Here is a 22,750-nt window from a genome sequence, read left to right on the forward strand (position 1 = left end):
GGTCAGTCGGGCGTCCTGTCGGCGGGGGGCCAGAGCCGGACCGCCCGGACGGCGGCGTCGAGTATCAAGCGGCCGTCGAGCTGCACCCGTGACTCGGGAACGCCGTATGTCCGGTCCACGTGAAGGTGGCACTAATCGTCGCGCTTGAGCAGTTGCGGTGCCAACTAGGTGCGGACGGCGGAAGCGTTTTCGTCCAGGTTTAGTTGGCACCTTCTTGAGCGGGGTGGCCGAGCGCGGCGATGTCGTCCTCGTCGAGCTTGATCCAGTGAGGGCCTCGGGTGGTGCAGTGCCGTGCTGCCGTTGTGTCTGGCTCGGTTCGGTCGTTGGTCGGGAGGAGCCAGGAGACGATTGGCCCGTTGGTCTGGAATTGTCGCCTTGCCTGGCGTACGCGTTTCAGTTCGTCTTGGTTGTCGGTGCTGGGAGTGCCGTCGAGGGTGGTGGGGACGCGGGTGTCGGGGAAGGTCTTGTCGGGGACGAGGCGTGGCCCGTCGATCATGTTTTCGAGCCAGTTCGCCATGCGCAGGCTGTGGTCGGGGTGGCTGATCAGGTCAGGTGAGCAGCGGATTGCTGTGGCTATGGCTGCGATGACGGCGTCGCGGCTGGTGGCGTTGGTTGGCTCTGGCGAGTCCAGGGGGCGGCGGAACCACGGGAGGGCTTGTTCGGCGGCGGGGCGCCAACGCGTAGTGCAGAACAGTTCGGCGAGGCGGACGATCTCGGGGTAGAAGGCTGCGATGTAGTGGGTGGTAATGAATGGCTGCCCGGTGGGGAAGAGTCGGTAGATGCGCGGGTCGTGCGGGTTGCCTGGGGTGAACGCGCCGCCGTAGAAGTGCAGGTCGATGGTGAACACGAACGATCGGGAGATCGCGTTGTAGGTGGTGCGCCAGCCGTGGCGGCGGACCAGCCGGTCGTGACGACGTTGGCTGTGGACCAGCTCGGGGATCTGTGTGGCGAGTCGTCGTGGTGGGTTGTCGAAGAGGTAGGCCGGGCCGATCCAGTAGCCGTGGCGGGTGCAGAGGAACTGGTGGTGGCGGTGGAGCCTGCGCACCGGGCCGCCCGGGTGTCCGGCGGTGCAGGCCGGGCAGGCGTGTTGTGGGTAGTGGCGGAGTTGTTGCCAGTCGGGTGCCGGGTCGGATAGTTCCGGCAGCGCTCGTTCGAGTGCCTGCCGGGGGTGGCCGGTGGCGGCGGCGATCCGGTTGAGCACGATCAGCCGTCGCGTGCCTGATAGCCGCCGGGCGCTGAGGTTGGTCCAGAGGTCTTCGTAGCGCAGGCCGTGGACGGCGGCCAGGCGGGCGACGTAGGAGTTGAGCGTTTCGTGGTGGGCGGGACGGATCCGGATCGGCAGCCGGGGCGGCAGGGGCTGCGTCATCCGATCTTGGCCGTGCTGGGCCGTTGCCGTGCTGCTGCGGGTCGGGTGGCGTGGTAGGACTCGGCGGCGTGGTCGAGCCGGATGGCGTCGAGGTGGGAGCGGGTGATGCGTTCGGTGCCGTCGAGGATCGCATCGATCGCCGCGCCGCGGACCAGGTGCGACAGGCTGCCGATCATCCCGGCGGTGCGACGGTGCAGGTATTCGTCGTGCTTGGCGAGGCTGCCGGGGATCTGTTGACGCAGGGGCAGGGTGGCTTCCAGGCCGGTGACCAGGGCTCGCCAGGCGGTGCGCTGGTCGGGGCTGCCGTAGGCGAAGCCGGCGGCGGGGATGCTGGTGAACCGGCTGGCGATCTGCCGGCCCCGGGGGCCGGCGAACAGGCCGGCGCGTTCGACGTCGACGCCGGCGTAGACGAACGTCGCGGGTAGCCGCTCGGCGAAGTATTTGAGCTGGTCGGAGACCTCGGCGCCGGATCGCGTGGCGAGGTTGAGGTTGTGCACCTCATCGACGAGGACCAGGTCGACGCCGACCCTGGTGGCGGTGACACAGACCGCGTTGACGACCTCGGTGAGGTTGTTGGCGCGGTTGGTCGCGGCGGGCAGGCCGAGGAAGCGGGCGAACTCGACGGCGAGCAATCTCGGGGTGGCGGCGGGTGGGACGGTGACGTAGACGACCGGCAGCCGGTCGCGTTCATGGGAGTGGCGGCGGCGGACCGCGAGTTCGTGGGCGCGGCCCAGGGCGGTGATGGCGGTGGTCTTGCCGGTGCCGGGGACGCCGGTGACGATCAGCCCGCGTCGGGCGGAGACCTGCCGGCGGTTGAGTAACACGAGACGACGGGCGCAGGCGATGACCTCGGCGACGGTCGGGGTGTTGACCATGACCAGCTCGGACAGGTAGTCGATGCGGGCGTCGTCGTCGCCGGCTGGTGGGGTCGGGCGGTGGTTGACGAACCGTCCCCAGCCTTCCTTGGTGGTCAGCGGGTGGTCGGCCGCCTTGTCCTGGTCGTCGATGTCGGGGCCGATGCGCAGGTGCTGCGGCGCGGGGTCGGTCATGGCCACCTTTCGGCTTCGGCGTCGGCATCGAAGATCCCGAACGCGACCACCGGCGCGTCGGCGGCCGGCTCCTGGACTGGCAGCTCGATGACCTGCGCGTCGGGGACGGCCGGGCGTGATGCGCGGGTGCGGGCGACGACCCGGGCGGTGCTCCGGTCTGGTGCTGGTCCGGTTCCGGCGCGGGTGAGCAGGTCGTCCAGGACGCGGGCGACCTCGGTTTCGTTGGTCGGGTCGAGGCCCTGGTCGGCGGCGAGGCGGCGGGCGTGGCGCCAGATGAAGTCAGCGAACGGGGCGGAGATCATTGGCAGTTGGGTCCATGTGGCGGTGACCCAGCCGTCCGGCGTGCGGACGAATACGTGCGACAGGTCGTAGGGGTCGTAGTGGACCTCCCAGAGCCCGCGTCGGGCGGTCACCCCTGAGTGCTGCCGACGCCAGGGGCCAGGTCCGGGCTGTCGTAGGTGCGGTGCTCGATGCGGATGCCGTAGTCGTTGATCTGCCGCCACTGGACCGGCAGGAGTTCCAGGTAGTCGTTGCCGGACAGGGCCATCGGCAGGTAGCCGGCTGTGGCGATCATGGCGGCGTAGGCGTCGTTGGGCGACAGCGGCCGGCCGGGGGTGTGTGGGTCGTGCAGGCCCTCGTGCGGGCGGGACTGCCAGCCGGCGACGATCCACTCGTCCAGGAGGTCCTGCAACTCGGCCAGGCTCCAGACCGCCTCGTCGGCGACCCGGTCGCCCCGTCGGGTGACGTTGCCGCCGGTGTAGCCGGCGACGTACTGGCAGAACAGGGTGTTGATCGAGGAGAAGGTGCGTTCCGCGATCGCCTTGTCGGTCGGGGTGTGCGGCCGGGCCGGCTGGACCGAGATGCCCAGCGTGGCGCAGGCCCGCAGGAACACCTCGGAGACGAACACCTTCCCGTGATCGATCACGATCGTCTCCGGCGCGATCACCGGCTTGGCCGCCGCCAGCGTCAGCCGCGTGTCGATGTCGACCAGCCGGGCGTGCGGCAGCCGGGAGGCCGACATCCGTAGCGACGGCGACCAGCCCGGCCGCATCGGCTCCGGAACGAGCATCCGGGCCAGCAGCAATGCGGCGTCGACCGCCTTCGTCCCGGCCGGGCGCAGCACTGCCGCCGCGATCGTGCGGGTGGCGACGTCAACCACCATCGTCAACTCCGGTCGGCCGACGACCCCGGAGTCGAGCAGCACCATCACGTCCAACGGGGTGGAGTCGATCTGCACCAGCTCGCCGGGTCGGGCCGCGACGGTCGGGGTGAACGGCCCGTCCGGACGGTTGGCCAGCGACCGGCGGGTCGTCGCCGCCCCGAACGAGTGCCGCCCCGCCGACAACGCGCCGATCAGCTTGTAGAAGGCGCTGCGGCCTGGCAGCGGCACCACCCCGGCGCCGTGTTCGGCCTCCACCGCGGCGACGGCCTTGCGCATCAGCCGCTCCCGGGTGCCGGTCGAGACGTGCGTTTGCGCGTCCAGCTCGGCGCGGATCGCCGCGACCAGCCGTGGATCCGCCCGCCCGGTCGGCTCCCCGCCCCGGGCCGCCCGCTGGTCAACCAACCCCCACAACCCCTGCTCGGCATACCGCACCCGCATCCGCATCACGGTGCGGGCGGACACCGGCTTGCCGCCAGCGGTCAGCTCTTCGGCCTTCGCCGCGTCGCGCTGCTTCATCGTGGTCGACGCCGGGTCGAACCCCGGCCGAGGGAAGGCTCCCGGCGCCGGGTCCGGCGGCAGCCCGGTGATCACCTCGACCAGGTGCCGTTCCCACTCCCGGGCACGGGCCACCGTCTCCGCCGGCAAACTGTCCAGCAGCCCGAACGGCTCCACCCCCACCGGCGCTGGCCCGTCGACCAGCGCGAAGTCCGCAGCGGCGAGCAGGAACGGCAGCAGCACCACCTGCGAGACGCCCGAGCGGGCCACCAGCCGCACCGACGTACCGGCCAACGCCACCACCTGGTGCTCGCCGCCGTCGAACCGCACCCAGTCCCCGACCCGCAGCACCGGCGGACGCCCGCCCATCACACCGCCCCGGCCGTGGCCACCGTCGTGTCCCCACTCAGCGGCGTGGACAGATCGGTGACAAGGTCATGGCGCCAGAGCAGGTGGAACAACACCGGCAGCACCGCCACCGGGTCGCCCACCACCGCCGCTCCGGCCATCAACGGCGTCGGATCCGCGAACACCGCCCGCAACGCCGCCGCCATCTCCGGCAACTCGTGGCGGGGATGGCGGTAACCGGCCAGCCATCGCAGGTTCGCCGCCAGCACCGGGTCCAACGCCCCGACCAGCCGGTACTCCCACCCGACCAGCTCACACGCCCGCCGAGTGGCCTCGAACGCGACCGCGTCCCGCGGCTTGATCCGCCGCACCGGCCGGCAGTCGACCACTAGCCCACCACCACCGGCCAACCGGGCGAAATAGTCCGGGGCGTGCGAACGGGTTCGTCCCTCGTGCTCCCAGAACAGCCAGAGCGGCTGCGACGCGAGCCCGACCACCGCCGACTCGTAGTCCAGCATCATCAGGTGGTCACGCTCCAACCAGGACTCGTAGCCGACGTGTCCACCGGTGCTCGACGACCACCAAAGCCCCGGAAAGTGCCGCTGCCGCTTGTAGGAGGGAAACCGGCGTACCGGTGCGACCGCCTCGAACGGCACCCCCGCCGCGTCCGCCAGCGACGCCCGAACCTCCACCCCGTCCCCATCGACGAACGCCACCTCGAACTCAGCAGTCAACCGGTCGCCCGAGCCCGGCACCACACGCAGCACCCCGGCACCGTACCGAGCCGACAGCCTCAACCCGCTGACCCACGCCACCGGCGCCGCAAAGCCGGCAGAGTCAGATCCCGCGCCAACCGGCCCCCGCCGTACCAGATCACGGCACCGACCGCGCTGCGGTGATCCGCCGTCGCCACCGCGTACCCGTCAGGCCCGCCGCGCCGACCACGACGCGGCTGGACCAGCAGCCCTGCCACCCGCAACCGGTCGAAGAAGCTCGCCTCGTCCACGGCCAAACCCGCCGCCGTCCGGACCTCTCGCCGCAGCCGGTCCCGAGGAACCTCCTCCCGTCCCTGCCGTGCCGCCTTGTTCAGCTCCGCCGGCTCAGGAGGGCGCCCGGCGGAATGCCCCCTGGGCGCCACCCGATGCAGCCCAAACCGCCTCTCCAGATCCCTGGCGGTCGCCTGCGCCCGCACATGGTCATGCCACCCCCACTCCGTCCGACCGTCCTGCCGCACCAACGTCGCCACCAAGTGCACGTGGTTCTCGGCGTGCCGCACCGCCACCCGCCGCACCGCGGCCTCGTCGCCGTGCGGCGCCAGCCCGACCCCGGCCATGATCTCGGCAGCGATTTCCCGCCACTGCCCGTCCGACAGAACCGGGTCGTCACCGTGGTTGTGAACCGAGCAGTGCCAGACCGGCAACGGTGGCGGGTTCACCCCCGCGTGCACCGGCTGCTCCAACAGCCCGATCAAACGCCGCACCTCACGCCGGCCCGCAGCGTCCATGACCGGTCGCAGCCCCGCCAGGTCCCCGGCGAAGGCCCACGCCGCCACCAGACGCGGATCCCGATGATCCCCACTCTCACCGGGGCCGAACAGGTAACGCAGCAACCAACCCACCGACGTCCCCCGCCGGTGCACCTTCGGGATCAGCCCCGCCTCCCGACCCGACGTAGCAGCCGATCGAGCACGACAGCAGCATCGTCCAAGCGCTGCACCGACCGCACGCACAACCCGATCACGCCGTCCGTCGCTGGCCCGCCGTCCGCCACGGTCTGATCCAGGTCCGCGCTAAGCCGATTCACCGCCGTCCGAGCCGCGAACAACTCCCGCTGCACCTGCGCCAACTCGGCCCGGCTCACACCCTCCACCACCGGCTCGCCCAACTCGGCCGCCGCCCCCGCGCAGCCGCCTGCGCCACGTACCCCGTCGGCGTCAAACCCGCCAACCGCGCCGCAGCAACCAAATCGTCGTGCTCGTCCTCGCCGAGCCGCACACTCACCCGACGCTGACGACCCGTGGACAAGCGCTGCCGGTTCCGCCCCTGCCGGGAGCCGCCTCCATCAGCCGTCATCCGGTCGAGACCGGCGCTCCTTCGGCGCCGTCAGCCCCAACCCCGAACTCAGCCGCCAGCCGACCGTGAAGATCTCGTACCACGTGCAGCACCCCGGCACCCTACCGAAACCGGTGCCAACTACATCCGAACGGCATCACCACCGATGCCTGGGTCAGTGGACTTGGCCGGGATGCTAGGGCCGGCGGTGTGCAAAGAGGACCGCTCCTGGAAGGCTCTCGTCGAGGCCGAGCAGCATCTGGGCCTTGACCGTGAATCCGGCATCGCGCAGCCAGGTCGCCATCCGGTCCGGCTGACGGCGGTGCACGTAGACCTTCATCGGATGACCGCCGTAGCCTTCCGTCTTCAGCCGTGACTCATCTCCGACGTGAAAGCCGAGCAACAGAGGTCCATCGGGACGCAGCACCCGCCGAAAGTGGCCAAGAACCGCCGGGATCTCGTCGTCGGGGATGTGGATCAACGACCAGAAGGCGAGCAGGGCAGTGATCGAGGCGTCAGCGAGTTGTAGGTCCGTCATCGAACCCACCTCGAACCGCAGGTCGGGGTGCTCCCGCCGAGCGATGTCGATCATCGCGGGTGACAAATCGACGCCGAAGGCATCGACGCCCAGCTTATGCAGGTGGGCAGTGACATGGCCTGGTCCGCAGCCCACGTCCGCCACCGGGCCACCGCCGGCGGCGTGGACCAGATCGGCGAACAACGCCAACGCCGCGAGCAGATAGGGCTCCCCAGCCAAAGCCACCCGTGTGTAGTCGGAGTAGCTGTCGGCGACCGTGTCGTAGGAGATCCGGATGTCTGCCAACCAGTCGTCCGCTCGCCTGCTCCGTGACCCAGAAGTGCCGCCGCCTTCCAACCGCGTTCCGGTATCCGTCATCGTTCGGCTCCTCCTCATGAACTGGCGCGGACGCGTAGGTCTCGGAAGCCGCGCACGCTACCAGTCTCCAAGCCAACTTCGGTGAACCGAGCACCCACCTTCGAGGTTTGACACCGCTCTGGCCGTCACCAGCTACAGCGAGACAGACGCCAGATGTCGGAGACCGGAGACCAGTGCCAACACAATCCGGACGGTGCCACCGCTGGTGCCAACAACCGTGGACGGTGCCAGCTTCAAGTGGACCGGACACTGTCGAAGGCCGGGGCGGCGATCCGGCGTCCGGAGCACGGCGGTCACGGTGAACTCGAAGCCCTCGGGGTACGCGAGCAGGCCGGTGATCGCGATCGCGGCGCTGTCGGTGTGTGCCAGCAGGCGATGCTCGGCCACGACGCCTGGAAACACGGCCTCGGGCTTCATCCAGGCCGGACGGGGTGGCGCGGGCGGTTCCGGCTGTGGATCCGGTGCGACGGCCGGACGGTCGAAGAAACCCATACCGGCCACGTTCGCACAATCCGATCCGCGGCGGGCGGACCGGCGGTGGCCGGGTTGACGTCCGCCCCGACGTAGGCGAGGCTGCTGCAACCGATTGTGGATCATCGTCCCGAGGGTGTGCGGGACACCCGAGACGCCGGGAAGCCTGGGGCATGGAACAGACATTCGAGTTGACCGTCAACGGCGAACGCCGGAAGGTCGACGCCGACGCCGACAGCTCCCTGCTGCACGTGCTGCGCGAGGTACTCGGCCTCAAGGGCTCCCGCTTCGGCTGCGGTCAGGGCCTCTGCGGCGCCTGCCTCGTCCTGTTGGACGGCCGCCCCGTGCCGTCCTGCGACACCCCGCTCTGGTCGGTCGCCGGCCGAGCGGTCACCACCGTCGAAGGGCTCGCCGACGGCGACGTACCGCATCCGGTCCAACGGGCGTTCCTCGACGAGCAGGCCGCACAGTGCGGATACTGCGTCTCGGGGATCCTGGTCAGCGCGGCGGCCCTGCTCGCCGCGCAGCCGCAGCCGGACGAGGCGACGGTCGCCGCCGCGCTCGACCGACACCTGTGCCGCTGCGGCGCCCAGCGGCGGATGATCCGCGCCGTGGTCCGGGCCGGACAGTCCATGGTCGACGGCTCCGCCGCGAACAGGACCAGCACCAGCCAGGCAGGCACGGGCGACGCCGGTGGCACCGGGGCGGATCCTGCTGACCGAGGCGACGGGGTGGCGGCAACGGCGGTCGAGCGATGAGCGCCGACGGGAACGGCGGCCCAACGGTGAGCGCCGACGGTCCGGAGGTCGCCCCCGACCTGCCACCGCTGCCCCGGGGGGTGCTGGCCAACCCACGGCTCGCCCGCTGGATCACCGTGCACCGGGACGGTACCGTCACGGTCCGGGTCGGCAAGGTCGAAGTCGGCCAGGGCATCCTCACCGCGCTGGCCCAGCTCGCCGCCGACGAACTCGACGTCGACATCGCCGCCGTCCGGATGGCGGCGGCCAGCACCGCCGAGGGGCCGGACGAGGGACTCACCGCCGGCAGCCTCTCCGTCGCCGACTCCGGTGCCGCGGTCCGCCAGGTGTGTGCCGAGGTACGGGCCCGCTTCGTCGCCGAGGCGGTGCTGACCCTCCCCCTCGATCCGGAGACCGTCACGGTCCAGGACGGGGTGATCACCGACGCGGCCGGCGTACGACGCACGTCCTACGGGGAACTGTCCGAGCGGGTCGACCTGGCTCGGGAAGCGACCGGGGCGGTCCGGCCGAAGCCGGTGCGGCAGGCCCGCTGGGCGGGTACCAGCGTGCCCCGGCTGGACCTGCCCGACAAGCTCGCCGGCCGGCCACGCTTCATCCAGGATCTCGCCCTGCCGGGGCAGCTCTCCGGCCGGGTGGTGCGGCCGCCGTCACCGGCGGCGACCCTGGTCGAGGTCGACACCGCCGCCGCCCGCGAGTTGCCCGGCGTGCAGGCGGTGGTCCGGGACGGCGACTTCCTCGGCGTGGTCGCCGAGGGCGAGGCGAACGCCGAACGGGCCGCCTCGGCACTTGCCGAGGGGGCGCGCTGGCACGAGGAGCCGACCCTGCCGGACGAGGACGACATCTCCAACTTCCTCCGGGAGGGTCCGGCCGAGTCGATCCCGGTACCCGAGCCCGGCGGCGCCGCCCGGCAGGGCGCAGCGGTAGGACATGCCGGCGGGCCGGTCGTCCGGCGGTTGCGGGCGAGCTACAGCCGGCCGTTCCTGGCCCACGCGTCGATGGCGCCGAGCTGCGGTGCCGCCCGCTGGGCCGAGGACGGTACGGCGGTCGCCGTCTGGAGCCACAGCCAGGGCATCCACGGGCTGGGTCGGGCGATCGGCGCGGCCCTGGAACTCGACGCCGACCGGGTCGACGTGCGACACGTCGAGAGCGCCGGCAGCTACGGCCACAACGGCGCGGACGACGCCGCCTTCGACGCCGTACTGCTCGCCCGGGCGGTTCCCGGCCGGCCCGTGCACGTGCGGTGGAGCCGCCGCGACGAGCTGACCTGGGCACCGTTCGGCTCGGCGATGGTGGCCGAGGTCCAGGCCGGTGTCGGCGCCGACGGTACGGTGCTGACCTGGAGCTACGACGTGTGGAGTCAGGGGCACACGGCTCGGCCCGGTTACGCCGGCAGCCCCGGACTGCTCGCCTCCACGCACCGGGACCGGTCCCGCCCGACGCCACCGGCGGCCGATCCACCGGCCTGGGGCGGCGGCGGGACGACCCGCAACGCCTGGCCGATCTACACCTTCCCGGAGCGCCGGATTCACGGCCACCGGGTGCTGCGGACCGCGCTGCGCTCCTCGTCGCTGCGCTCGCTCGGCGCGTTCACCAACGTCTTCGCCATCGAGTCCTTCATGGACGAGTTGGCCCTGGCGGCCGGTACGGACCCGGTGGCGTACCGGCTGGCCCAGCTCGTCGACCCCCGGGCCCGGGAGGTGGTCTCCACCGCCGCCGCGCTCGGCGGCTGGCAGCGACGCGGTACGGAGGAGAGTGTCGGCTACGGCATCGGCTTCGCCCGCTACAAGGACCGGGGTGCGTACTGCGCGGTGCTGGCGGAGGTGGAGGCCCGGCACGAGGTACGGGTACGCCGGCTGACGCTGGTCGTCGACGTGGGTCGGGTGGTCAACCCGGACGGGGTCCGTAACCAGATCGAGGGGGGTGCCGTCCAGGCGACCAGTTGGACGCTGAAGGAACGGGTCCGGTTCGACCGCTGGCGGGTCACCAGCGCGGACTGGGAGAACTATCCGATCCTGCGCTTCGGTGAGGTGCCGCAGGTCGACGTACACCTGGTGGATCGCCCGTCGGAGCCGTCGGTCGGCGCCGGCGAGGCGGCACAGGGCCCGACGGCGGCCGCCATCGCCAACGCGGTCGCGGACGCGCTCTCGGTCCGGGTACGCGACCTGCCGATCACCGCCGACCGCATCGTCGCGGCGCTCTAGGCACCGGCGGGTCGTCGGCGACCCGCACTGCGTGGGCAAGCGCTTTCCTATCCGAACGGCTTCGCACCTCGTGTGCGACTGCCGCACCTGGCGGATCGATAGCCTTCGGTCATGCGAGGCTCGCGGGAAGACGACGGTTCGGCCGAACTCGACGACGTCGAGCGCCGGCTACGCGCGATCCGGGACGACCCGGAGAAGTCGACGACGCTCCGGGAGCTGGCCCGGTACCAGCTTGAGCGGATCGCCGCGCTGCGGGCCGCGCGCACCGGCAGCGGTACCCCCGCCGTGACGGTGGACCGGCTCGGCCCGTTCCGGTTCTCGGCGATCCCCGCGACCGGCATCGTCAGCATCGAGATCGACCGCGCGGAGCACCTCGCTCCGCTGGTGACGGTCGTCTCGGCCGACGAGATCCGCCAGTTGATGCCGCTGTTCCAGCGCCTCCGCGACCATGCCGCGCGCGGCGAGTCGACCCGGATCGACGTCCGGGAGGCGTTCCTCGAACTCCTCGGGCACGACCCGTTCGACGACCAGCTCGACGACCGCTGACGGCCGACCGCCGCAGGCGTGTGGTTCAACCAGAGCTTCGACGAAGGCGAGTTGCTGGCGCCGCTGCGCGACGGCGAACTCCTGCTGCCGGTCGGTGACGTCGGAGAGCCCTTCGTCGACGCCGACGACATCGCCGAGGTGGCCGAGGCGGCGCTGACCGGGGACGGTCACGTGGGCCAGCTCTACGAGCTGGCCGCCCCCGGCTGTTGACCTTCGCCGAGGCCGTCGCCGAGATCGCCGAGGCGGCCGGCCGGGAGATCCGGTTCCGGACGATCCCCGTCGAGGAGTACGCCGCAATGCTGGCGGAGCAGAAGCTGCCGGCGGAGGTGGCAGCACTGTTGACGTACCTCTTCGTGGAGGTGCTGGACGGGCGCAACGCGCGGCTGGGCGACGGGGTGCGGCGGGCGCTCGGCCGCGAGCCCCGGGACTTCCGCGACTTCGCCCGGCGGGCCGCCGCGACCGGGATCTGGTCCGGGTGACGCGCCGCCCCGGGGCCGGGCCGGGGCACCCGGGGCGGGGCGCGGCGACAGGCCAGCGCGGGACGACGGCGGGGCAGGGCTGGTCAGACCCGGACGACCGGCTCCGGGATGGCGGGGTCGGCCGGCCCCGTCGCCGCACCGGTTGGCTCCGCTGGTACGTCGAGCGACTCTGCCGGTACGTCGACCGGCTCCGTCGGTACGTCGAGTGGGTGCGCCAGTTCGTCCTGCGGCATCCGGGCCAGCACGATCGCCAGCCCGGCGAGCGCGGCGGGCAGCAGGCCGGCGAGCGCGAATGTCGTACCGAGGCCGATGCCGGTGCTGACCGGGCCGGCGACGGCCATCGACAGCGGCATGAAGACCAGCGAGACGAAGAAGTCGAGGCTGGAGACCCGACCGAGCATGTGCGGCGGAACCCGGCGCTGGAGCAGGGTGCCCCAGATGACCATCGGGGCGGAGAAGCAGATCCCGACGGCGAAGACCGCCACGGCGATCACCCAGACCTGGCCGGCGACGCCGACCACGGCCAGCGGCAGGCAGCCCAGCCCCCAGAGGAGGTTCATGATGGTCAGGTACCGCCGGGGCATCCGGAACGCGGCCATCCCCAGTGAGCCGATCGCGCCGCCGATGCCGAACGCGGCCATCACCAACGCGTGGTCGCCGGGGCCGCCACCGGCCCGGTCCTTGATCACGAACGGGATCAGCACCTCGATCGGCCCCATGATCAGCAGGATCAGGATGGAGGCGTAGAGGAGCGTGGCGAGCAGCCAGGGAGTACGGCCCATGTAGGCGAAGCCGTCGCGCAGGTCGATCAGCGTCGAGCGGACCGGATGGGCCGCCGGTGCGGCCTGGTGGTGCCGCAGCGGCACCGGACGCAACGCCAGCAGGAACGCCACACCGACGACCTCCAGCACGGTCACCACCAGCAGCGCGGCACCGGGTGACCAGGCGGCGATCAGCACGCTCGCCAGGGCGGGCCCGGCGGCCTGCATGATCGTCGGCCGCAGCATCCCCTCGACACCGTTGGCCGGCATCAGGTCCTCGGGCGGCAGGATCGAGGGCAGCAGTGCCGAATATGCCGGAAAGTGGAAGCCGTTCCCGACCCCGATCAGCAGCGCCACCGCCGCGAGCTGCCACAGCCGGAGCTGATCGGTCACGGCCAGCACCGAGACCAGGCCGATCGCGACGGTACGGCCGCCGGCCACCGCCAGCAGGATGCGGCGCTGCGGGACGCGGTCCGCCAGTACCCCGCCGAGTAGCGTGGTGACCAGCATGCCGGCCGCCATCGCGGCGGAGACGAAGGAGAGTTCGCCCGGCCCGCCGTCCATCTCGATGACCTGCCAGACGACGGCGATCATCCACACCCCGGCGGCGAAGAGCGACATCGTCAGGGCACCGGCGAGGAGCTGGTACTGCCCGTTGCGGAACGGGCGCAGCGGCCCGCGCAGCCAGCCCGGTTGGCTCTCCCCCGTGGCGCCGTCCATCCCCGTCCCCCTCGTGTCACGACCGCTCGATGATGTCACTGCCCGAACCCGCCGGCCCCGTCACCGTCCGGGTCGGCGGACCAGCCCCGGGTCGGCGGACCAGCCCAGGGTCGGCGGACCAGCCTGGGTCCCCTGACCGGGAGCCCTGCGCCATTGTCGTCGGCACCTCCGACATTTCCCGGGCCGAACGGCGGCGCCCAGCCCGCTGTCCCCGGCCGGGACGCCGCTGAGCAGGCCGCACGCCGTCTGGATGATCGCCGGCGTCCGGATGACCGCGCGACGTCGAGGTGACAGCGCGCACGGCGGAACGCCCGGCGAGCGCGGCGCGGGCGACAGCATGGATCAAAGGATGTAGCGACGAATCGTCATGGCGGGCGAGGAGAAAGACCGAGCCGGTCGGCACGCTGGCACCATGCCCAGACGGATCCTCACCGGCGTCGGTGTCGCACTGCTGATCGCCGCCCCGGTGGCACTGGCCCTGTTCAGCGGGGCGGAGGTGCGGACCTCCGCCGACGCCGAGGCCCCGGCCAAGCCGCTGGCCGGGATCGTCGCCGCCACCCTGGTCGGCCTGCTGCTGGTCCGGCTCGTCCCGCTCCGGCTACCGGCCATGCCGGCCGCCGGGGCCGCCGAGCGGCCCGCACTCGGCCGGCAGGCGATCGGACTGGTCGGGATCGCCCTGCTGCTCCCCGCCGTGGTGCTCGCCGTCGACCCCGGCATCTGGTACGCGCCGATCAAGCTCCTCCTCTTCTTCGGCGGCGCCGCGCTGGTGCTGAGGTGCTGGCCGACCGAGTGGCGGGGCGGCCGGGCACACCGACGCGTCCTGCCGAGCCGCTGGTACTGGCTCGGACCGCTGCCCGCCCTGGTCGGCTGGGCGTACCTGCTCTACTACAGCCCGCTCGCCGGCAGCCAGGACATGTCGGGCTACCGCCAGTACGACCGGATCTACCTGCTCGCCGCCACCCTGCTGACCTTCGTCACCGCGAGCCTCGCCGAGGAGATCTTCTACCGGGCGCTGTTGCAGACCCGCCTGGAGGCGCTGTACGGACGCTGGCCCGCGATCGTCGCCACCTCGCTACTCTTCGCCGCGATGCACGTGCACCGGATCGGTGACGGTCCACTGTGGGAGATGGTCGCGGTGATGCTCGCCTGGAACGGCGGATTCGGCCTTCTCGCCGGCTATCTGTGGGCCCGCCACCGCAACGTCTGGGCCATCGTCGCACTGCACACGGCGGTCAACTCGCTGAACCTGCTGCCGCTGCTGGTCGGCTGAGCGGCCGGGTGGCGGTCGGAGCGGAGCACCCGGACCTCGTCGCCTCGCGGCGGCGGGCAACCGCAGCCGTCACCGCCGGTCACCTGATCCGGAACGTGGCCCGTTCCCGGTCGGCGCGGCGGTTGCCGGGCCGGCCGACGGTCAGCCGCCCGTTGCCGTCGTGCGTGACGTACCGGTCGGGGTCCTCGGCGAGCCGCAGCGACACCGCCCCCCGGTCGGCGAGCCCACGCACTCTGACGAAGCTCGCCGCGGCGGCGTACGCGTCGCTGTCCTCGTACGGGTCGATCCGCAGCACGGTGCCGTCGAGCCGGGCGTACCGGTCGGGGAAGTTGACCGACTGCACCGCCACCCGGTCCGGACCGGTGAACCCGGGCACGAGCCGGAACTGTGTGTCGGCGACGTCCCGCACCCCGCCCTCGACCCGGAGCAGATAGCCGAAGTGCCGGACGTACGCCTCCGGCGCGTCGAGCGGGGAGAACCGGAGCACCGGCCCGCCGTCCCCGACCGGTACCCCGAAGCTGGGCGTACCGTCGGTGTTCCAGTACAGCCGCTGCACCCGGGTGTGCCGGTTCGGGTCGAAGAGCGGGTCGCCGGTGATGTCGCGGTAGTCCCGGGCATGGTAGACGAGCACGTCCGTCTCGCCGTCCTCGGCGACGGTGAACGAGTTGTGCCCCGGGCCGTACCGGCGGGTGTTCTCGTTGGTGGCGAAGACCGGCTGCGCCGACTTGGTCCACGAGCGGGCGTCGAGCAGGTCGGCGTTCTCGTCGGCGGTGAGCAGCCCCATGCAGTAGCGGGCGTCGGTGGCGCTGGCCGAGAAGGTGACGAAGACCCGGCCGTTGCGGACCAGCACCGCCGGACCCTCGTTCACCCGGAAACCCTGCACCTCCCAGGGCAGCGTCGGCACGGCTATCCGCACCGGGTCGCCCTGGATCGCCAGCGGGGAGGCCATCGCGGCGATGTAGAGGTTGCTGTTGGTGGCGATCCCCGGCTCGCTCTGCGCCCAGAGGAGGTAGCGGACCCCACGGTGCGCGAAGGTGGTGGCGTCCAGGGTGAAGGTGTCCCAGGCGGTGACGAGTTGGCCGCGCAGCACCCAGCCGGCCGCCGTGCGGGGGTCGGGCTCGGCGGACTCCAGCACGTAGGTACGGATCCGGAACGGGTTGTCGGAGTCTCCGGCGGCGAAGTAGATGTACCAGCGCCCGTCGATGTGGTGCAGCTCCGGCGCCCAGATGTAGCCACCCATCGGGCCGGCGGCCGGGCGCCGCCAGACGGTACGCTCCCGCGCGTCGGCCAGCCCGTCCAGCGTCGACGCGCCGCGCACCACGATCCGGTCGTACTCCGGCACCGAGCCGGTCAGGTAGTACATGCCGCGTACCGGTCGGGTGATGAACGGGTCGGCGCGCTGGGCGACCAGCGGGTTCCGGGTGGTCAGGCCGGCCGACTCGGCCCGCCGGTCGGTGCCGGGTGCCGGGCCGGTGTCGGGCGCCGCCCAGGCCGCGTCCCCGGCGGCCAGCGGCAGTGCACCGGCCGCTCCGGCGACGACCAGGCCGCTCCCGGCGGCGTGCAGCAGTCCACGCCGGCTGACTCCGTCAGTGCTCACCGCGCTGTCCTCTCCACCGCTCCGCTTCCGGTTCCTGCTTCCGCGACGCCGAGCCGGATGAACGTCACCGAGTACGCCGGGAAGGTGTACGCGAAGGTGTTCCGGACGCCGGTCAGCCGGGACTCGCGGGGCTGGATCGGCGTGAACGAGGCGGTGTTGACGTCGTCCGGCCCGCCGGTCAGGGTCGTCACCCGGGCGGTGCCGGCGACCCGCACCCGGTCACCGAGGTCGATCCGGGTCGCCGCCGCGGACGCCTGCGCGTTGACCACCTTCAGCACCAGTTCGCCGGTGGACCGGTCCCGGGTGACCACCTGACGGAACGGCTCGGCGACCCGGTCGTCGGTGAAGCTGCCCCACTCCTGACCGTCCAGATAGAGGGTCACCGTCCGGTTCCGGACCGAGATCCGCAGGTCGTAGGCGCGGCCGGTCTCGACGCTGCCGGGCTTGGCGATCATCGTCTGCTTGCCGCCGCCGCTGGCCTTCTCCACCGCCGTCTGGGTGTTGTTCCAGCCGCCGACGTTCCACCAGTAGAAGTTGCCGGTGTCCCGCACCCCGAAGGCGACCAGGAAGCCCTCGCGGCCGGACCGCTTGGTGGCGGTGACCCGCAGGTCGTAGTCGCGCCAGCCCGGGTCGCCGGCCGTCACCATGGTGTCCTCGGCGACCTCGTCGGACTGCACGTACGCGCCGTCCACGACAGACCACGAGCCCCGCCCGGTGGGGTGGCTCCACTGCCCGGCGCCGCCCGAGAAGTCGTCCCGGAGCAGGGTGGTGCCGTCGGCGGAGGTGACCGTGACGTCGTCGTACGCCGCACTGGTGGCCCAGGTCGACAGACCCACCGCACCGGTGATCGGGACCGTGGTGCCCGGTGTCCCGGAGGCGCGGCTCGGCACCACCTCGTCGCCGACGTTGGTCATGAACAGCTTCTGCACCTGGTAGCTCGCCGACGGCCAGGAGGTGTTGTTGTTGAACCAGATCAGGTCCGGCCGCCACTGCACGTAGTCCTCGTTCGCCAGCAGCGGCGCGTACGACGCCAGTCTCACCACGTCGGCGTTGCGCTCCAGCCCGGTCATGTACGCCGCCTCGGCGAGCGCGTTGTAGAACCGGTTGTCCTGCGAGGCGTACTCGCCGAGGAAGACCTTCGGACCGTTGCGGTCGTAGGAGTCGTACCGGTCGTTGTGCTGGAGGAACCACTCGGGGCTGTTGTAGTAGTGCTCGTCGACCATCTCGACCCCGGCATCCCGGTTGAGCTGCCAGAGCCGGTCGAAGGTGCCGCCCGCGTCGTCCGGCCCCGAGTTGCTGATCACGGTGATCTCCGGGTACGCGGCCTCGATCGCCGCCCGGAACTGCTGGAAGCGGATGAAGAACTCGTCCGGCAGGTTCTCCTCGTTGCCGACCCCGAGGTGGGTCAGCCCGAACGGCGCCGGGTGACCCATCCGGGCCCGCAGGCCGCCCCACCGCGAGGTCGCCGGGCCGTTGGCGAACTCGATCAGGTCCAGGGTGTCCTGGATGTGCCGGCGCAGCAGTTCCGGGTCCTCGGTGGCCCGGTTCTGCCCGCAGCCGGTGACCAGCGCCGGCACCACCGGCAGCGGCATCGCGCCGATGTCCTCGGCGAACTGGAAGTACTCGTAGTAGCCGAGGCCGTAGGACTGGTTGTAGCCCCAGAAGTTGGCGTTGGTGGCCCGTTCCTCGACCGGCCCGACGGTGTCCTTCCACTGGTAGGAGCGGCGCCGCTCGTAGTCCGGCGCGGTGTAGCCGTAGTGGCTGCCGGTGTTGACCAGGCAGCCGCCGGGGAAGCGCAGGAATCCCGGGCGCAGCGCGGCGACCTTCTCGGCCAGGTCGCGGCGCATCCCGTTCGGCCGGCCCTTGAAGGTGTCCCGGGGGAAGAGCGAGACCATGTCGAGGCGTACGGTGCCGCCGCCGGTCCCGGTCACCGCCAGCCGGCCGGTGCCGCTGGTCACGCTGGCCCGGAAGCTGCCGGTGTACTTCGTCCAGCCGTCGCCCCGGACCACGATCCGCAGCGGTGCCGCGAGGTCGGCGCCGCCCGGGTCGGTGAGCCGGACGGTCAGCGGGGTGCCGGCGGCGGCGCTGGTACGGGCCCAGAGCGAGAAGTCGTAGTACCGCTGCCGGTCGAGCCGGATGCCGGAGTTGTATCCCGCGTTGACCACGCCGTAGCTCTGGCCGCCCGCCGGCAGCTCCAGCCGCAGGTAGCGGCGGTTGCGCTCGTTGAGCCGTCCGGTGTCGTCGACCACCGCCACGGTGCCCCGGACCCCGTCCGGCGCGGTCGGGGCCCAGGAGGTCATGCCGGTGTAGGCGGCGTTGTCCGCCGGGTCGTACTCGAAGGACCGGTTCTGTACGAGTTCGGCGTAGAGCCCGCCGTCGGCGGCCCGGTTGATGTCCTCGAAGAACACCCCGTACATGGTGTCGGAGATCGCCGGGCCGGTCCCCGCGGCGTCGACCTCGACGGTGTAGCCGGTGCCGGGTGCGGCCGAGGCGGTGGAGGCGGCGGCGGGGACGGTGCCGAGCACACCGGTCAGCGCCAGGGCGCCCGCGAGCGCACGGGTCGGGCGGGATCGGGACATCGCTCCTCCGTCCGCTGCCGGTCGGCCCGGTAGCCGCCCGCCGCGTCAAGGCGGCGGCCGACATGGATGAGCGTTAACATAGATAGATCGTTATTGGCTGTCAACCATGCGGCGATCGCGTCCTCTGCTTCGTTAGCGTTCACATGCCCGGGAGCCGAGCCCTCGGTGCGGGCCCGGCTCCAGGGCGGCTCAGGCGTTGCCGGTGGCGCCGAGGATCGCCACCGCCAGCAGGATCCGCGGCCCGGTGCCGGAGGCAGAGCGGCTGACGTCGGCGGCGGTCCGCTCCTCGGCGAGCCCGGTCAGGCCGGGATCGGGGCGAACCGGGCGACGTAGCGGCGCTGCCACGGCGTCTCGACCGCGCCCCGGGCGTAGTGCTGGCGCACGAAGGCGACCGCCTGCTCGGCCGGTACGCCGTCGAGCACGGCGAGGCAGGCCAGCGCGGTGCCGGTCCGGCCCTTGCCGCCACCACAGGCGAACTCCACCCGCTCGTCCGCCGCCCGCTCCCACGCCTCCCGGAGAGTGGCCTGGAACCCCGCGCCGTCGCGGGGCAGCCAGAAGTCCGGCCAGCGCACCCAGCGGCTCTGCCACGGGGTCTCCGGCGGGGTGTCGCCCAGCAGGTACACCCCGAACGTCGGCACGGGTCCGGGCGGCAGGGGCCGGCGCAGGCCGCGCCCGCGCACCAGCCGACCCGACGGGAGGCGCAGCACACCCGGGTCGGACGGCGTCCAAGGCTCGGTCATCCCGGCAGTCTAGGCCCTCGGGGCTGATCCGGCGGACCGGTTCGGCCGGCGACCATGCCCGGTCCGCCGGCCGGCGGACCCCCTCCCGCGCTACCGGAACGGCCGGAGGGGGTTCGCCGGGCGGATCAGCGGGGCGTGCCGCGTACGGTCAGGTCGCGCAGCCGGCCGACGTTGTCGAACGAGCCGAAGCCGACCCGGCCGGAGCCGAAGGTGCGGTCCGCAGCGGTCATCAGCGGATCCCGGGAACCGTCGAGATAGACCGCGATCTCACCGGTCGCCGGCCGGTGGACCAGACGGACCCGGTGCCAGCGGTCGTCGGTGATCGCCGGGGCAGCCCCTTCGGAGCGCCCGTTCCACTGGTGGTCGATCCGCTCCCGGTCGGCGTTGTCCACCTTGAAGATGCCGTTGTGTGGATAGATCGTGTTGTCGGTGGAGAGGTGCGCGTAGTAGAACTCCGCGTCCGACCGCCAGCCGAAGACGATGATCACGTCCCGGTTGGGCTCCTCGACCGGCGTGTCGAGGCGTACCTCCGCGTTGACCTCCACCGCGCCGAACTCGGGCCCGGCGGTCAGCACCGCGTACTCGTACGGGCGGCGCGGGCCGGGGCGCTGGGCACCCGCCTCGGCCAGGATCACCTGGCTGCCGGTGAACCGCCACTTCTCCGGAGTGACCGGAGCCCAGTTGGTCGGCCGCATGGTGTCCCGGACCCTGGTGGTGCCGACCGGTCCACCGGCGTACTCCCGGGTGCCGGTGACCTTCCAGATCTTCCCGTTGGCCTTGGCCAGGACGTACAACTCGCCCTGTGTGTCGGTGCCGAACCGCAGGTCCACCCGGTTCGGGTCACCGGGCGCACCGGGACCGGACAGGTCCTGCATCCGCACCGGGGTGCCGGCCGCGTCGAAGAGGGCGAGCCGGTGGATCGGCGCCAGGTCGGCACCCCGCCGCATCTGGTCGACCTCGGTGTAGAGCACCCGGCCGTCGACGAGGTCGCCGAAGACGTACTTGCCGCGCAGCGCCGGTACGTCCCGGCCCCGGTAGACGAAACCGCCGGCCACTGCGACGCCGATGTCCGAGGTGCAGTTCCAGCCTGGTGCCGGTTCGTGGTCGTAGGCGGCGACCGGGTACGTGTAGCCGTAGCTGGCGTCGTCCGGCGGCAGCGGGAAGATCCGGTCACACGGGTCGGCCGGCGTCCGGTCGAAGACGAAGGCGCCCTCGCGCTCGCTCCAGCCGAAGTTGTCGCCGGCCCGCACCTCGTAGATCGCCTCGATGGCGTGCTCGCCGATGTGCCCGAGATACATCCTGCCGGTGGCCCGGTCCCAACTGAACCGGTGCGGATCCCGCATGCCGACCGCGTAGATCTCGCCGAGCGCGCCGGCCCGGCCGACGAAGGGGTTCGACGGCGGGATGCCGTACCGGCCGTTCGGGGCGTTGCTGCCGGCCGGGTCGATCCGGAGCAGCTTGCCGTGCGGCATCGCCAGGTTCTGCGGGTCGGTGTTGCGCACCCCGACGCCGCCGTCGCCGGCCGCGATGTAGAGCAGGCCGTAGTCGGCGTCGCCGCGCCGGGCGGTCGGGTTGAAGTTGATCTCCTGGATGCCGTGTACCCGACCGCCGAAACCGATCCGCAGCACCTCGCGCCGGCTGCCGGCGAAGGTGTCGGCGGCCGGGTCGACGGCGGTCCACTCGGTGATGATCCCGTGGAAGACGGTGTCGGGCTGGCTGTAGTCCGGCACCACCGTCGTCGACGGAGCCGACTCCGTGTGCACCGTGTAGAACCGGCCGTTGCGCCCGAAGTCAGGGTGGAAGGCGACGTATCCGAAGCCCTGCCCGAGGCCCTGACCGGAGAAGAAGCGCGGCGCGAAGGTGCCGGCCACGTCGAGGTAGACGTGCGGCACGCCGTCGGAGACCAGATAGAGGCTGCCGTTGAGGTCGGGTACCGCCCGCCGGCCCGACCCGTCCGGCAGCTCCATGATGGTGTTGATCCGGGCCTGCCGCATCAACCGCGGATCGGTGGGTGCCGGCGTCGGCTCCGACTTCGGGAACGCCGCGTACTCGGTCAGGACCAGCCCGAGCCGCGACTGGATCTGCTGTTCGGGTACGGGATCGTAGACCGCGTCGGCGGCCCGGGCCGGTGCCGCACCGACCAGGGTGGAGAGTACGAGCGCGGCGGTGGCGAGCGAGGCGGTGCCGAGCGGCCTGCGGAGCCGACGGGTGGAAGTACGCACGCGGGGTCACTCCGTTCTCGGGAGGGAACTTCGGCGGATGGGGGTCAACGTCCTCCGGTCACGTGGCGGTACTGCTTCTCGACCTGGCGCGCCGGGACGACGCGGTCGAGGAACATCAGCGAGTCCATCCGGCAGTCGCAGGGGTTCTGCTCCCGGGTGTCCTGCGGGAAACTGCCGCCGATCTTGATGCCCCGGGGGTCGGTGGCGGTGCTGCGGTGCCGCCCCGGGCCGGCGACCTGCCACGGGTCGTCGGTACGGGTGTAGAAGCCGTCGAGCGGTCGGCCGTTGCGATAGAGCGCCATGCTGCCGTCGGTGAAGTCGAAGGTGGCGGCGAGGAAGACCCACTCGCCGACCGGTAGCAGGGTCCGCCAGTCCGCGGCCGCCGCGAAGGTCTGCGACTCGCCCCCGTCGAGCCGCCGGCCGAGGGCGACCAGCCGCAGTTCACCGTCGACGGTGATGAGTTCGAGCAGCGCCCGGACGGCGTGCCCGTCCGAGTCGCCGGTGAGTATCCCGGCCAGCCCGACGGCGTTGAACCGGTCGCCGGGGTCGGCGGTGTTGGAGTTCGGCGCCGGCCCGTCGCCGAGCATCTTGAACCAGCCCAGCACGCTCGCCCCGGCGGCGCCGTTGAAGGCGTGCAGGCTGGGCAGCCCGGTCGGCGCGTAGACGCCGGCCTTCCAGTCGTCGTTGCCGGCCACCGCCGGAGCGACCTGCCGGGTCTGCACCGCCCGGCCGCTGCCCCGGTGGGCCCGGTCCGGCACCCGCATCGCGGCGCCCCCGTTGACCAGGTCGAGGGTGGTGCCGGAACGGCCGAGGTCGCGTTCCCGGGCCGGGTCGCCGCGCAGCGGGTGGTCGAAGTCGTAGTGCGCGACGAGCCGGTGCCGCAGTTCGGGGTGGACGGCGCGGTGGCGGTCGCCGTACCCGTGGGCCGGTGTCGCCGTGCCGGTCGCCACCAGCAGCGCGGCCAGGACGGCGGCGGTGCCGGCCACGACGGTACGTTTCGGTCTCGACATCGCGTACACCTCTCTGTGCGTCGCGGCGAG

General features: G+C 72.0%; 19 protein-coding genes and 1 pseudogene. 5 read left to right on the top strand and 15 right to left on the bottom strand.

Features of this window, described 5'->3' with window-relative positions; translation table 11 throughout:
* Positions 1-199: 199 nt before the first annotated feature.
* The 8 genes from V1634_RS27805 to V1634_RS27840 all read right to left on the bottom strand — a co-directional run bounded on the left by V1634_RS27805 (position 200) and on the right by V1634_RS27840 (position 7,858).
* Positions 200-1,366 (bottom strand): TniQ family protein, encoded by a 1,167-nt coding sequence (locus tag V1634_RS27805; RefSeq protein ID WP_331209014.1) that lies wholly within the window; start codon positions 1,364-1,366, stop codon positions 200-202.
* A complete protein-coding gene (locus V1634_RS27810) occupies positions 1,363-2,415 on the bottom strand; it encodes an ATP-binding protein (RefSeq protein WP_331209013.1) in 1,053 nt (350 codons plus the stop codon). Before V1634_RS27810 ends, V1634_RS27805 begins: the two co-directional genes overlap by 4 nt.
* Positions 2,412-2,828 (bottom strand): hypothetical protein, encoded by a 417-nt coding sequence (locus tag V1634_RS27815; protein ID WP_331209012.1) that lies wholly within the window; start codon positions 2,826-2,828, stop codon positions 2,412-2,414. The genes V1634_RS27810 and V1634_RS27815 overlap by 4 nt, the downstream gene beginning before the upstream one ends.
* The gene (locus V1634_RS27820) at positions 2,825-4,441 is read right to left on the bottom strand and encodes an integrase (protein WP_331209011.1); all 1,617 of its coding nucleotides are present in this window, start codon (positions 4,439-4,441) and stop codon (positions 2,825-2,827) included. Before V1634_RS27820 ends, V1634_RS27815 begins: the two co-directional genes overlap by 4 nt.
* Positions 4,441-5,187, bottom strand: coding sequence for a TnsA-like heteromeric transposase endonuclease subunit (locus V1634_RS27825; RefSeq protein ID WP_331209010.1), 747 nt, complete (start codon positions 5,185-5,187; stop codon positions 4,441-4,443). The genes V1634_RS27820 and V1634_RS27825 overlap by 1 nt, the downstream gene beginning before the upstream one ends.
* A gap of 26 nt (positions 5,188-5,213) precedes the next feature.
* Positions 5,214-5,891: a relaxase family protein gene (locus V1634_RS27830; protein ID WP_331209009.1), complete on the bottom strand. Its 678-nt coding sequence runs from the start codon at positions 5,889-5,891 to the stop codon at positions 5,214-5,216.
* Between the two features lie 776 nt (positions 5,892-6,667).
* Positions 6,668-7,366, bottom strand: a complete 699-nt coding sequence (locus V1634_RS27835) for a class I SAM-dependent methyltransferase (protein ID WP_331209008.1) — start codon at positions 7,364-7,366, stop codon at positions 6,668-6,670.
* 132 nt (positions 7,367-7,498) lie between these two features.
* Positions 7,499-7,858 (bottom strand): hypothetical protein, encoded by a 360-nt coding sequence (locus V1634_RS27840; RefSeq protein WP_331209007.1) that lies wholly within the window; start codon positions 7,856-7,858, stop codon positions 7,499-7,501.
* A 152-nt stretch (positions 7,859-8,010) separates the two neighbouring features.
* Here V1634_RS27840 and V1634_RS27845 point away from each other — a divergent pair, with 152 nt between their 5' ends.
* From V1634_RS27845 to V1634_RS27860, 4 genes and pseudogenes are all read left to right on the top strand, one after another.
* Positions 8,011-8,595 carry a (2Fe-2S)-binding protein gene (locus V1634_RS27845; protein WP_331209006.1) on the top strand — a complete coding sequence of 195 codons (585 nt, stop codon included), beginning with the start codon at positions 8,011-8,013 and terminating at the stop codon, positions 8,593-8,595.
* Entirely contained in the window at positions 8,592-10,796 is a 2,205-nt protein-coding gene (locus V1634_RS27850) for a xanthine dehydrogenase family protein molybdopterin-binding subunit (protein ID WP_331209005.1), read from the top strand. Before V1634_RS27845 ends, V1634_RS27850 begins: the two co-directional genes overlap by 4 nt.
* A 111-nt stretch (positions 10,797-10,907) precedes the next feature.
* A complete protein-coding gene (locus V1634_RS27855; protein ID WP_331209004.1) occupies positions 10,908-11,342 on the top strand; it encodes a hypothetical protein in 435 nt (144 codons plus the stop codon).
* Between the two features lie 21 nt (positions 11,343-11,363).
* Positions 11,364-11,821: pseudogene (locus V1634_RS27860) on the top strand (NmrA family transcriptional regulator); the annotation flags it as partial.
* 83 nt (positions 11,822-11,904) lie between these two features.
* Here the strand turns inward: V1634_RS27860 and V1634_RS27865 are convergent.
* On the bottom strand, positions 11,905-13,302 hold the full coding sequence (locus V1634_RS27865; RefSeq protein WP_331209003.1) for an MFS transporter: 1,398 nt from the start codon (positions 13,300-13,302) through the stop codon (positions 11,905-11,907).
* Positions 13,303-13,714: 412 nt separating this feature from the next.
* Between V1634_RS27865 and V1634_RS27870 the strand changes: the two genes are divergently transcribed.
* Complete coding sequence (locus tag V1634_RS27870) at positions 13,715-14,572, top strand: CPBP family intramembrane glutamic endopeptidase (RefSeq protein ID WP_331209002.1); 858 nt, start codon at positions 13,715-13,717, stop codon at positions 14,570-14,572.
* A 79-nt stretch (positions 14,573-14,651) separates the two neighbouring features.
* Here V1634_RS27870 and V1634_RS27875 read toward each other — a convergent pair whose 3' ends face one another.
* From V1634_RS27875 to V1634_RS27900, 6 genes are all read right to left on the bottom strand, one after another.
* Positions 14,652-16,169 (bottom strand): family 43 glycosylhydrolase, encoded by a 1,518-nt coding sequence (locus tag V1634_RS27875; RefSeq protein ID WP_331209001.1) that lies wholly within the window; start codon positions 16,167-16,169, stop codon positions 14,652-14,654.
* Positions 16,166-18,748 (bottom strand): alpha-L-arabinofuranosidase C-terminal domain-containing protein, encoded by a 2,583-nt coding sequence (locus V1634_RS27880; RefSeq protein ID WP_331209000.1) that lies wholly within the window; start codon positions 18,746-18,748, stop codon positions 16,166-16,168. Before V1634_RS27880 ends, V1634_RS27875 begins: the two co-directional genes overlap by 4 nt.
* Positions 18,749-18,937: 189 nt before the next feature.
* The gene (locus tag V1634_RS27885; RefSeq protein WP_331208999.1) at positions 18,938-19,093 is read right to left on the bottom strand and encodes a hypothetical protein; all 156 of its coding nucleotides are present in this window, start codon (positions 19,091-19,093) and stop codon (positions 18,938-18,940) included.
* Entirely contained in the window at positions 19,048-19,488 is a 441-nt protein-coding gene (locus V1634_RS27890; protein ID WP_331208998.1) for a protein-tyrosine phosphatase family protein, read from the bottom strand. The genes V1634_RS27885 and V1634_RS27890 overlap by 46 nt, the downstream gene beginning before the upstream one ends.
* Before the next feature lie 125 nt (positions 19,489-19,613).
* Complete coding sequence (locus V1634_RS27895) at positions 19,614-21,710, bottom strand: PQQ-dependent sugar dehydrogenase (RefSeq protein ID WP_331208996.1); 2,097 nt, start codon at positions 21,708-21,710, stop codon at positions 19,614-19,616.
* A gap of 44 nt (positions 21,711-21,754) precedes the next feature.
* Positions 21,755-22,720 carry a hypothetical protein gene (locus tag V1634_RS27900; RefSeq protein WP_331208994.1) on the bottom strand — a complete coding sequence of 322 codons (966 nt, stop codon included), beginning with the start codon at positions 22,718-22,720 and terminating at the stop codon, positions 21,755-21,757.
* Positions 22,721-22,750: the final 30 nt, after the last annotated feature.

This window comes from Plantactinospora veratri, from assembly GCF_036421995.1.
GTDB classification, from domain to species: domain Bacteria; phylum Actinomycetota; class Actinomycetes; order Mycobacteriales; family Micromonosporaceae; genus Plantactinospora; species Plantactinospora veratri.